Annotated in this window: 9 protein-coding genes; 5 read left to right on the top strand and 4 right to left on the bottom strand. The window is 43.1% G+C overall.

The window, feature by feature from the left end:
* Nucleotides 1-23 precede the first annotated feature (23 nt).
* Nucleotides 24-476, bottom strand: a complete 453-nt coding sequence (locus M2R47_RS04245) for a universal stress protein (protein WP_249099436.1) — start codon at nucleotides 474-476, stop codon at nucleotides 24-26.
* Nucleotides 477-684: 208 nt separating this feature from the next.
* A complete protein-coding gene (locus M2R47_RS04240) occupies nucleotides 685-2,184 on the bottom strand; it encodes a mechanosensitive ion channel (protein WP_249099434.1) in 1,500 nt (499 codons plus the stop codon).
* 341 nt (nucleotides 2,185-2,525) lie between these two features.
* Here M2R47_RS04240 and M2R47_RS04235 point away from each other — a divergent pair, with 341 nt between their 5' ends.
* From M2R47_RS04235 to recG, 3 genes are all read left to right on the top strand, one after another.
* Nucleotides 2,526-3,362 (top strand): FKBP-type peptidyl-prolyl cis-trans isomerase, encoded by an 837-nt coding sequence (locus M2R47_RS04235; RefSeq protein ID WP_249099431.1) that lies wholly within the window; start codon nucleotides 2,526-2,528, stop codon nucleotides 3,360-3,362.
* 175 nt (nucleotides 3,363-3,537) lie between these two features.
* A complete protein-coding gene (locus M2R47_RS04230; RefSeq protein WP_249099428.1) occupies nucleotides 3,538-4,104 on the top strand; it encodes a hydrolase in 567 nt (188 codons plus the stop codon).
* A 252-nt stretch (nucleotides 4,105-4,356) separates the two neighbouring features.
* Nucleotides 4,357-6,462, top strand: a complete 2,106-nt coding sequence (gene recG / locus M2R47_RS04225; protein ID WP_249099424.1) for an ATP-dependent DNA helicase RecG — start codon at nucleotides 4,357-4,359, stop codon at nucleotides 6,460-6,462.
* A 49-nt stretch (nucleotides 6,463-6,511) separates the two neighbouring features.
* Here recG and M2R47_RS04220 read toward each other — a convergent pair whose 3' ends face one another.
* The gene (locus M2R47_RS04220; protein ID WP_249099421.1) at nucleotides 6,512-7,825 is read right to left on the bottom strand and encodes a S41 family peptidase; all 1,314 of its coding nucleotides are present in this window, start codon (nucleotides 7,823-7,825) and stop codon (nucleotides 6,512-6,514) included.
* Between the two features lie 414 nt (nucleotides 7,826-8,239).
* On the opposite strand from M2R47_RS04220, the gene M2R47_RS04215 reads away from it, so the two are divergent.
* The gene (locus M2R47_RS04215; RefSeq protein WP_249099420.1) at nucleotides 8,240-9,253 is read left to right on the top strand and encodes a homoserine kinase; all 1,014 of its coding nucleotides are present in this window, start codon (nucleotides 8,240-8,242) and stop codon (nucleotides 9,251-9,253) included.
* Nucleotides 9,254-9,607: 354 nt separating this feature from the next.
* Nucleotides 9,608-10,495, top strand: coding sequence for a class II glutamine amidotransferase (locus tag M2R47_RS04210; RefSeq protein ID WP_249099416.1), 888 nt, complete (start codon nucleotides 9,608-9,610; stop codon nucleotides 10,493-10,495).
* Nucleotides 10,496-10,676: 181 nt separating this feature from the next.
* On the opposite strand, the gene M2R47_RS04205 is transcribed toward M2R47_RS04210, so the two are convergent.
* Nucleotides 10,677-11,756 carry a zinc-dependent alcohol dehydrogenase family protein gene (locus tag M2R47_RS04205; protein WP_249099413.1) on the bottom strand — a complete coding sequence of 360 codons (1,080 nt, stop codon included), beginning with the start codon at nucleotides 11,754-11,756 and terminating at the stop codon, nucleotides 10,677-10,679.
* Nucleotides 11,757-11,834: the final 78 nt, after the last annotated feature.

The raw sequence follows: 11,834 nt of genomic DNA, 5'->3' as shown, positions 1-11,834 counted from the left end.
AATACTAAGATGGTCAATATCCATCAATTGGACGATGTCAGCTGAACTACAAGTAAATCACTATCAATATCGGGCAAGATGCTGTCTGCTGTCGCACCTGTCAGCCATGCCGATAAACCTGTACGCTTATGGCGACCAATGACGATCAGATCAACAGCATGTTGATGACAATAATCCACAATGCCTTTATGTCCTGAAATGGCGGTTTTGATATTGACATGATGGGCGTGCAACTCATTTCTGCTAAGAATCTGCGCTAAGCGTAGTCGAGCTTCTTGACAGCGTTGGTTGTTGATGTTTTCACTTAAGGCAGATGAAGGGATGGATTCATAGCCGAAGCCAATCATGGTTTCTTCAACGACATGCAGCACGGATAATTGGGTGTTTGGCGATGTATTTAAAATCCATTTTGCTTTGGCAGCGACCAAATCAGTATCATCTTGCAAGTCGGTTACCAATAATACATGTTGATACATTGCCTTTCTCCTTTTTTAAATGCTGGCCATCAACAATTAACCAATTGAGCGTTTGGCTAGTATAACAAAATTCATGAGTACCGTCAGCTTGTTTTTTAATCATGATTGGACCGTTTTTTTGGTGATTGAATATGACTTGGACAATAAAAAAACAAACGGCATTTGACGCCGTTTGTTTAAAATGAAATGGCTTGATGAAAATGCGACATCAATCATCGTTTTTTACATCATTTTTAAGGTGATTGGGTGGGGTGATTTGATTGTCAGTGCGATCTTGTGCTTTGTCCTGGATACGCTTTAATAAGGTTGCGGCTGCCTCACGACCACCCAAACCAAATGCTAGGGCAAATGCCACTGCTACCGCACCTAATGTCAGACCAAAAGCAAGATTGACAATGCTATCAGCGATGCCCATTGCTTTTAGACCCATTGCCAGTACCAAGCCCATGATGAGCACACGGACGATATTGGCAAGGAATTTACTGCCTTGTTCAGAGCGTTCTACGACGCCTGCGATGATGTTTGCAAGCCAAAAACCGATGGTTAAGATAATGGCACCTAAGATGATTTGACTACCAAAAGCAATGAACATGGTGATGATGCCGCTGATGTGATGGAATCCTAACAAATCCGCCGCTGCGATGCTGGCAAATAGCATGGCGAAAAACAAGATGGCACAGCCAATGATGTCAGAAATCTGTTTACTGCCGAATACGCCTTGCAGTCCAAGCTTAGCAGGCAAAGAGTCAATTTGTGTGTTAGCCAAAATGCCTTTAACGATGTTTGCAAGCATGCGTACCACATAATAAGTGATCACCAAGATTGCGACTGCTGTGAAGATGTTTGGCAGAGCCTCTAAGATTTTATTGAGCATGTTGGTTGCAGGACGAGAGATGGTATCAACCTTCAATGCGTCCAATGCGGCAATGGTGAATGGTACGATGATGAGCATGAACGACAGTGAGCCTGCAATTGACGGTAGGCTGTTTTTTTCACTGATGCCTGCTTTGCTGGCAAGTGCTTGAATGTTGAATCCTGCAACCAGATTGGTAACAATGCCACGCACCACTTTGGCAACAATATAACCAATGAAAAACACCAAACTTGCCATCAAGGCATTGGGTATGAAATTAAATGTTTTATCAATCATGTTGGTCAATGGGGCAAACAGACCATTAAGCCCTAGGCGACCTAGCACCATGGTCATTACCATGAGCATGATGAACCAATATACGATGTCAGTGATTGTGCCACTCATCGGTTTTACGCCAGCTTCTTGCGACAGCTTTTCATCCAGTGTCGTTTTGGCAAGTGCGGTATTTAGTGCGTTGCGAGCGATGGTTGCGATTACCCAACCTATCACACCGATGGCAACAGCTGCCAACATGTTTGGTAGGAATGACAGTACTTGGTTAATCATGTTGGCAAAAGGGGCGGAGACTGAGTTGAGGTTTAGCTGATTGAGTGATGCAGACACCCCAACGGCAAGCACAAACCAAAAAACGATTTTGCCAATTAGGCTGTTAAGATCATAATGGCTACCTGTTGACTGGTGCATGTACTCGTTTAGGTTTAATTTGGTCAAACCTTTTTTGGTCAATGATGCCAAGATGAGAGCGGCAATCCAGCCTAAGATGAAAATTAAGATGGCACCAACAATAGAGCCGATCGGGCTTTGTAGGTATTGGTTAAAAATGGCGAAATTCATATAATGCTCCATGATTGAGTATGCTCCAAGTTTAAAGTTTGTGTTTCCTTGATGATGTCAAAATCGTTGAGGTATGCTAATCAACTTTCTGATTTTGGACACATCATAAACGACCATTCATTGTTAAATAATAGCATTAAAATCGCCCTAATCTTGCCTACTGATAATTTTTTATAACAATATTAACAATTCCTATACAGTCAAGCTTTAAATAGCCATTAAAATAAACTCAAAATCATGGCGGCTGGGCATTTTTTTTGGTATGATGTGCTTTCTAGGTCTAGGTGCAGTGCTTTTGTCGCTATTCACCGATTTCATTAAGTTTATTTTTTGAGAGTGTCATGAAAAAATCCACCCTATTGATTGCAAGTCTGATGGCAACGATGGCATTGGCTGGCTGCGATAAAAACAAAAGCCAAGCAGCTGATACTACCACTGCCGTCAAATCTGAAAAATCCACTGTGGTTACTCAAAATAGTACCGAAACCCAAAAAATCAGCTACATCATCGGCTATCAAGAAGGTCTTCACTTAAAAAACAACGCCAAACAAATGAATGAAGAGCTGGATGTGGACATACTTGCCAAGGCGATCAAAGATGCGTATGTGGGCAAACAAAGTGCTTTGACTGATGAGCAAATTGAGGCAGTTGGCAAAGCTTTTGAAGAGCGTAAAATCAAAGAATCTGAAGATAAAGCTGCTAAGAATAAAGCAGATGGCGAGCAATTTTTAGCAGAAAATGCCAAAAAAGACGGCGTACATACCACGGCTTCAGGTTTACAATATAAAGTCATTAAGGAAGGTACAGGTAAAAAGCCGAAAGCTACCGATGTGGTAACGGTGAATTATGAAGGTAGGCTGATTAATGGCGAGGTTTTTGATTCATCATACGAGCGTGGCATGCCAGCACAGTTTAAGCTTAATGAGGTCATTAAAGGTTGGACTGAGGGTCTGCAATTGATGAAAGAAGGCGGTAAGTATGAGCTTTATGTACCCAGCGAGTTGGCGTATGGCGATGTGGGTAGTCCTGGCATCGAACCTAATAGCACATTGATTTTTACTGTGGAATTGCTTGATGATGCCGCTGCCAAAGCTGCCATGGATAAAGTCAGGCAGCAGATGGCCGCCGCCCAAGCTGCAAGCCAAGCACAAGATGCCAATACTCATACCAACAAATAAAATCCCCCCCCCCTTGAATAAACAAGGGGGTTTTTATTGGATGATAAAATGATGAAAAGATGATTGTATTGTGTTAAGCACATGGCGTGTTTTATGATATGGCACAAAAACCTTGACCGACCGCAAAAAGTCTAGTACATTGAATGAGGATTGCATCATAACCTAAGGAGCTTTTATGACTGCCGTTTTAACACGCACTCATCGCATACACCAAGAAGATACTCAGGCGTTACTCATTGACATGCAAGATAAATTTGTGCCGCACATTCATGAGATGGGCAGAATCACCCATCAAGCAAAAATCCTCATCAAAGGACTGTGTCAACTTGGCATTCCTTTAACGGTCAATGAGCAATATCCAAAAGGATTGGGGCGTACGGTGAATGAATTATCAGAGGCATGGAATGAAGCGAGCGTTTTTGAAAAATCATCATTCAGCTCGGTCGATGATGAGCCAACTTGGCGACATCTCACCATGCACAATCGACGGCATGTTATATTATTTGGCATAGAAACCCATGTCTGTGTGCAACAAACAGCCCTTGATTTGCTAGATCGTGGCATGCACCCTGTCATCATCAGTGATGCCACCAGTTCACGAAATCCTCATGATCGTAAAGTTGCTCTAAATCGCATGCAGGCAGAGGGTGCAGTGATAACAACTGTCGAATCAATACTCTTTGAGTTGATTCGTTTTAGTCAGCATCCTGATTTTAAAGCCATCAGCCAACTAATCAAATGACGATCGTGATGAAAAACAAAAAAACCATGATTTTTGTGTCTCATTATCAAATTTAAGCAGTTTGGGGGGTTCATGTGAAATGCTGTTCAACACATCACCCAGTCATCTCAATCATCATTCTGCCACGATACGGCTTGTATGTTGACGCATCATCAGAACAACGGTACAATGACAAGATCCCTTAGTTGATGGGTCAGTAAGTTTGGTCGTCTTATAAAAAATCTCTGTGGTTTGGCGAAGGTGGGGCATGTCATGCCAAATTCATCAATGAATCTTATGGTTAATCTGCCCATGACAGCACTGTCAGGGGTGGGCGATGCGTTGGCTGGTCGCCTAAAAGAGCTGGGCATTCATCGAATTTTTGATATGTTACTGCATTTGCCACGAGAGTATGAAGATCGCAGCCATCTTGTACCGATTCGTGATGTTGAGCATGGCATGAGCGTGTTGGTCAGTGGCGTGATTACTCATGTTGATGACAGTCGTACAGGCATGAGTGCGACACTTGATGATGGCACAGGCGTGCTGGTTTTACGCTTTTTTAAAACTTACGCAACATTAAAAAGTACAATGGTGGTGGGGGCAAACATCACGGCGTTTGGTGAGATTAAAGTCAGTCGCTATGGTGTGCAGATGGCTCACCCGGATTATCACATCACAGGCACCAAGACCTTTGAGAGTGGACTATTACCCATCTATCCTGCGGTCAAAGGCTTGCATCAAAATAAAATTCGCCAGCTTGTGCGTCTTGCCATCAATGCCGTATCGCACCAAGCTTTGTGTGGTTTATCGGTAGAGCAGCTTGAGAATGCAGGCGTTAAAGACGCACGAGCTGATTTATGGACAGCTCTAAAATACATACACTTACCTGATCAAAATGCAGATATTTTTAGTCAGACGGCACTGCTAAATGGACTAAAAGAACGCACTCACCCAGCGTGTCGGCGTATCATCATTGAGGAGTTGGTGGCTCATCAATTGGCATTTTTGTATCGGCGTAATGATGTCTATCGACATCAAGCACCAAGATGTCAGAATGCCAGTCCTATGGCGGATGCCTTGATGTCGGGTCTGCCATTTGAGTTGACTTGTGCTCAGAGGCGTGTGATTGGTGAATCTGTGGCGGATATGGCAAACAGCAAACCCATGTTAAGGCTTGTACAAGGAGATGTTGGTGCAGGTAAAACCTTGGTGGCGGCATTGACTGCATGCCATGCGTTAGACAGTGGTTGGCAAGTGGCAGTCATGGCACCTACGGAGATTTTGGCGGAGCAGCATTTTATTAATTTTCAAAAATGGTTTGAGCCTTTGGGTGTGGGTGTGGGTTTTTTGGTGGGTAGGCAAACCATAAAAGAACGAGACGCCATGCTAAGACAAATACTTGCTAATGATGTGCAGATTGTTGTGGGGACGCATGCGTTGTTTCAAGATGGTGTTGAGTTTGCCAAATTGGGCTTGGTCATCATTGACGAGCAACACCGTTTTGGGGTGGAACAAAGACTTCGCCTCACCAATAAAGGAGTGGCTAACACCACGCCTCATCAACTTGCCATGACTGCAACACCCATTCCTAGAACGCTTGCCATGAGTATGTATGGCGACATGGATGTGTCGGTGATTGATGAGTTGCCACCCAACCGAACCCCAATTACGACCGTAACCATCAGTCGTGATCGTCGCGATGAGGTAATTGAAAGAATTCGTGTCAATTGTAAGGCAGGTAAGCAAGCCTACTGGGTATGCCCCTTGGTAGAAGAGTCTAGCGTGCTGGATGTTCAGTCGGCAGAGCTGTTGTATGAGGATTTGTGTGAACGGCTGGATATTAAGATTGGGCTGGTGCATGGCAGAATGAAGGCTACCGACAAACAAGTCGTCATGAATGAGTTTAAATTGGGTAATATTGACCTGTTGGTGGCGACCACAGTCATTGAAGTGGGTGTGGATGTGCCGAATGCGTCCTTGATGGTTATTGAAAATGCTGAACGCTTGGGACTTTCTCAGTTGCATCAGTTGCGTGGGCGTGTTGGTCGTGGCTCTACCAAGTCGTTTTGTGTGTTGTTATACCAAACGCCGTTATCGCCTACAGGTATTGAACGCCTTAATGTTCTAAGGGATAGTACAGATGGATTTGTGATCGCCCAAAAAGATTTGCAACTGCGTGGGGCGGGAGAATTATTGGGTAAGCGCCAAACAGGCGATATGGGTTACTATCTGGCCGACATTGTCAGAGATGAAACGCTGTTGGAAGCCGCCCAGATCATCGCCCATCAGCTCATCAACGATGCCAGTCAGCAACAACTGGCACGGCAAATCATTGATACTTGGCTGCCTGATGTGAAAGAGTACATCAATGCTTAGTCTGTTTTTAGCCCTGTTGTGATACCTTTGAATGACTGTAATGAAGTTATTAAAAACCCGAAAGCTCAATGGCTTTTTTAATCGCAGGGTCATCGACTAATCGAGTGTGCTTGGCAGACCCACTGGTATGTTTGACCACATAATTCGGCATGGTGGGGTGAAATTCATTGATATTGCCCTCTGGATCGACACCCAATTGTTTACTAAATCGCATGGCAAAATGCGTGTTTGGCAGTATCACAATCATTGGGTCTGTACCAATGCCATCACCACCAGTTTGCTCACCAATCAGTGTGGCAAAATGCGTATTTTTAGCAAAAATGGCCAATGTTTCAGCAGAGCTGTACACCTGATGATCCACCAATAAATAAATCTTGCCGTTAAAATGAATACTTTGCGGACTGGGATTGACTTGTATGTCTTGTGTCAAATATCCCTCAAAATTTGTCAAAATATCCGCCAAGGTGTTGGAGACAGGTATGATGCGTTTGATCTCATCAAGATTGATGGGTTTTAGTTCTTTGTCTTTTGTATAAGCTTTGATGTGTGGACCATTTTTATAAAAGCTAAGCAGTTTTAATGAATAGGGTTGTTTGATGATTCTGGGTAATAAAAAATTTGTCCAGTAGCGAGTATCCCCACCTTCATTACCTCGAATGTCGATGATGAGTACAGGATAGTTTTTGGCAGTGGTCAAATAACCCATCAGTGTTGAGACATCTTCGTCATACAGCTGCGAATAGTGTGTCATCTCAGGCACCTTGAGATAAGCCAGTTTGTCATCAATCACTGAAAAAGACAGCGATGGTGGGGGTTGATCCGATTGTAACTTGGCGTCATGTTCTGCGATTTTTTGTTTTCTTAATTCGGCTTCTTGCTCCTTGGTTAAGCCAATTTCAGTGGCGTAATTTTGTTTTAGAATGGGGTCGCGTGTCAAATCGGTATAAATCTGCCAGCGATAGTCGTCATGACGACTTTGGCTATAAATGCCGATGCCATATTCCACATCAGCTTTTGTCATCATGTGCGTGTGTTGGTTGTTGAGTTTTTTTAGCACATCATCCATTAAAAAGAAAAATTCTGTTTTGTTTTTTGCCTGCATCACATGGGCTTTGTGTTTATCATAATCTGCTAAAAAGTCATAGCCAGTATATTGCTTTAATGCTTCGGTATAAGGATAGTCATTTTTGATGATGTCAAACACATAGTCAAAATCTTGCTCAATCTGCGTCTTAAATGGCATGGTTTGTTTGGGTATTTGTCGTGTGTTAATATCAAAAAAACCACTCAAAAAATTTCCAGCGACAAATAATATCGCCAAAGACAATGCTGTGCCAAAAATGATCAATGCTGCTTTTTTCATTACCTACCAGCCATGAATATTTATGAAAACTTTTCATTATAGCATAATCTTAAACCGTAAAAATAAATAAATCAATCAAGATCAGTGTGGGCGGTGTATTGGGGTTGGGTATTGTTGATGTGAAAATGAGGGGTGTTTTTTTATGTTCTCATGTATGTTTTTTATTATGGCAAAATCAGCCAAAAAGATTTAAAATACCCCGGTATTGAGTTGTTGATGTTCTTACAAAAAAACGCCCTAAATAATCACCCTAAAACCCCAACAGATGACATGGCTTTTAAAAAGATGGTCATGTTTATTTTAAGGGGTGAGCGGTACTTGGATGTAGCAATTTGACATCTTAAATCTTGATGGATCATGGATTTGGAGTGGTTGTTTAGAAAATTTTTTAATATTTATTGGAAAAAAGCCGTCATGTCAGTCTACACACACCTTTCGGATGATGAATTTTTTGCGTTTTGTGGCTTATTTGGGGTGGCATTCAAAAAGGCCATGCCAATCACGCAAGGCATCAAAAATTCCAATTGGTTCATTCAGGCCGATACAGATGGTGATGATGAGTATGGCTATGTCTTTACGCTGTTTGAGGAGAGAATGCCAGCTGACATCATCAAGATGGCAACCATCATGCATGCCTTAAAAGACAGATTGCCCATCGCCACACCACTCATCAAGCGGACCGCAAAAGGTCAGGATATTGGCTCTGATTGTGTCATGCGATACGAAAATAAAGCCATTTTAATCGTGCCAACATTGTCAGGGCGGCACCCAACTCATACCGATGAGGCGATGTGTTTTGAGATGGGAAAAGCTTTGGCAACACTTCATCAGACTCTCCAGACACTCAAGCCCATTGAAAAGTATGCTGTGCCGCTTTATGATTGGGTAAGAGTTAAGGAGCGTGAAGTCAGCTTCATGCCTGCTGATGAGGCTTGTTTGATGAATGATATTTGGGCGGCGTATACCAAGCTACCAAAGGATTTGCCACAAGGATTATGCCATCTGGACATGTTCACTGATAATACGCTGTGGGATTTTTCGGATAAAGCAGCCACTTTGACAGGACTGCTGGATTTTACTGAAGTTTCCATTGAGCATTATGTGATGGACATTGCCATTACCATCAATGATTTTTGTACCACTTGGGGGAATGCGATTGATGGCGAGAGTGTTAATTTTAATACTGATAAGATGATCGCCTTTATTAATGGCTATGAGTCTATTCGTTCTTTGACAGCCAATGAAAAAAACGCCTTGCCCATCATGCTGGCGTATTCTGCCACAATTTTTTGGCTGCTTCGGCTTAATGTCATTCATCATAACCGAGAGCAAGGTCGAATGGGTGATGACATCATGGTGAAAAATCCAGACCTGATGAAGCGATTGGCGGCGTATCATTGGGGGCGTATTGCTTGCTCACCGTTTTAAGCGCCTTTATTTGTTGGTTGGTTAAGAGCTGGCAGTGTTGTGGAATTTGGGGTATCTTTGATTGAAAGTTATGTCGCCAGTGAAGAGCGGATTGCCGTGATTGTAAAGAGTGTGTCAAATGAGAAAAGTTTGGCGATGACTTTGTCGTCAATCTAAAAGTTGCCTATGCCTGAAACAATGTACTAACGGCGTGGGCATTCTTATTTTTAACGGTAATTTTAGAGGCAGCCTAAGATAAGATGGAGTGATGATGACGAACAATCATTATTGACAATCATCCCAAAAGGGTGCTTTGTCGCATGCAGGCTGATCAAAGCGACTTCTTGGAAATGTTTAGTGTTAAGTAGGTAATTTATGTGCCAATTATTGGGAATGAGTTGTAATACACCGACTGACATCGGTTTTAGTTTTGCAGGTTTTCGGCAGCGTGGTGGTGCTACTGATCATCATGAAGATGGTTTTGGTATTGCTTTTTTTGAAAAAAGCGATTCTGGAGATATTGGCCTGCGTCAATTTCATGACAATCAGCCGTCTTATCTGTCGCCTGTGGCGGATCTGGTCAATCACTATCCAATTCGTGCGATGAATGTCATTGCCCATATCAGAAAGGCAACCACAGGCGAAAAAAATAACTTGGCAAATGTACACCCTTTTGTGCGTGAGGTGTGGGGTGAACAGTGGGCATTTGCTCACAATGGACAAATGACCGACAGCTTCATTCGTCGCACTCACAGACTTCATACCAATGGTAATGCTGAGCATTATACGCCCGTGGGAACGACCGACAGCGAACTGGCTTTTTGCTATCTGTTAAACCGCCTAAAATCGGCATTCAAAACTCGCCCTTCAGACGAGACTTTGTTTACTTTTTTGACTGCACAGTGCCGATATTTATCTGCGAATGGTCTGTTTAATTGCCTGATTTCCAATGGTCGGTGGCAGCTGGCGTATGCGGGCAGTTTGCTGTTTTATTTGATTCGTCAAGCACCCTTTGGTGAAGCGTATTTGTCTGATGGGGAGATGAGCGTGGATTTTAAAGATGTCACCACCAGCAAAGATAAAGTCGCCGTCATCGTAACCATACCGCTTACCAGTAATGAACACTGGCAACAGATTGCGGTTGATGAATGTTTGGTGTTTAAAGACGGTGCGATAGTTTTTCGTGATACCCCTAGTAAGAAAACCTACATGACCATTGAGGAGGGTATTGCCTTGGCGCGCAGTGTGGGAGCAAGCGTTTAGGGGGTTTTGCTAGGCTTGATGAGATGATGGCAAATGCCACATCTTTCCAAACATTTATTGATAAGCTGTTTTACAAGTGATGATTTGATTGATGGCAATCATCTGTCATGACCATCAAGCTGTTATGACAAAGCGACCAAGGTGATATGGCCGCTTTGTCAGAAGGGATTGATGCAGATGATTAATATTCAATCACCACTTTCATCGCTTTTGTTTCTGAGGCGTGTTTGAACACATCATAAGCTTTTTCAATTTCGCTGAATTTAAAATGGTGTGTTGCCAGTTTGTCCATTGGTAATTTACTGCACTCACATGCCTTTAATAGCATGCCAGTTGTGTTGGCATTGACCAAGCCTGTGGTAATTTTTAGGTTTTTAATCCAAAGTTTGTTCAACTCAAAGCTTACTGGTTGACCATGAACACCCACATTGGCAATGTTACCGCCTTCTTTAACGATTTTTTGGCAAATATCCCAAGTTGCAGGATAACCGACAGCTTCCATGGCACAGTCCACGCCACGACCGCCAGTGATTTCTAACACCTTGGCGACAGCGTCTTCCTTGTTTGGGTTGATGATGTGTGTCGCACCCATCTCTTTTGCCATGGCTAGGCGGTTTTCATCCATGTCAATCACGATGATGGTAGATGGTGAGTACAGCTGACCTGTCAATAGACAGCCCATGCCCACAGGACCTGCGCCTACGATGGCAACAGTATCTCCTGGTTTGACATCTCCGTACTGCACACCGATTTCATGTCCTGTTGGTAGGGCGTCTGATAGGAATACAGCGACATCTGTATTTAGATTGTCTGGCAGGATATACAAAGAGTTGTCGGCAAAAGGAGTGCGTACATATTCAGCTTGTGTACCGTCAATCATGTAGCCCATGATCCAACCGCCATCTTGCTGGCAATGAGAGTACAGTTGCTTTTGGCAATTTTCACAAGAACCGCAGCGGCTCACACAAGAAACGATGACTTTATCGCCTTTTTTGAAGTTTTTGACGGCAGAGCCAACTTCTTCAACAATGCCAATGCCTTCATGCCCTAAGATGCGACCATTCCATTCGCCTGTTTTTTCACGAGCAGTGGCTTCGATTTCTGGGTTTTTGCCTTTCCAAATACCCAAATCTGTACCGCAAATGGTGGTTTTGGTCATTTTTATGATGGCATCTGTTGGGTCGATGATGGTGGGCTTTGGACGGTCCTCAAAACGAATGTCATTTTCACCATAGTAGGTCATCGCTTTCATGGTAGTCATGGTATGCTCCTTTTGTATTGAAGTGATGGACTAAAAACTCATTATTACATTAGCATAATTTGACCATTAGGTAAAGAA

Source organism: Moraxella oculi, assembly GCF_023336735.1.
Classification (GTDB): domain Bacteria; phylum Pseudomonadota; class Gammaproteobacteria; order Pseudomonadales; family Moraxellaceae; genus Moraxella; species Moraxella oculi.
Note: the sequence above shows the minus strand (reverse complement) of the source record. Positions and strands in the feature narration are given on the sequence as shown.

Bases quoted from the DNA above. Each gene is read 5' to 3' on its own strand.
- M2R47_RS04245 (WP_249099436.1), bottom strand. From the start codon at position 476: ATGTATCAACATGTATTATTGGTAACCGACTTGCAAGATGATACTGAT.
- M2R47_RS04240 (WP_249099434.1), bottom strand. From the start codon at position 2,184: ATGAATTTCGCCATTTTTAACCAATACCTACAAAGCCCGATCGGCTCT.
- M2R47_RS04235 (WP_249099431.1), top strand. From the start codon at position 2,526: ATGAAAAAATCCACCCTATTGATTGCAAGTCTGATGGCAACGATGGCA.
- M2R47_RS04230 (WP_249099428.1), top strand. From the start codon at position 3,538: ATGACTGCCGTTTTAACACGCACTCATCGCATACACCAAGAAGATACT.
- recG (WP_249099424.1), top strand. From the start codon at position 4,357: ATGCCAAATTCATCAATGAATCTTATGGTTAATCTGCCCATGACAGCA.
- M2R47_RS04220 (WP_249099421.1), bottom strand. From the start codon at position 7,825: ATGAAAAAAGCAGCATTGATCATTTTTGGCACAGCATTGTCTTTGGCG.
- M2R47_RS04215 (WP_249099420.1), top strand. From the start codon at position 8,240: ATGTCAGTCTACACACACCTTTCGGATGATGAATTTTTTGCGTTTTGT.
- M2R47_RS04210 (WP_249099416.1), top strand. From the start codon at position 9,608: ATGTGCCAATTATTGGGAATGAGTTGTAATACACCGACTGACATCGGT.
- M2R47_RS04205 (WP_249099413.1), bottom strand. From the start codon at position 11,756: ATGACTACCATGAAAGCGATGACCTACTATGGTGAAAATGACATTCGT.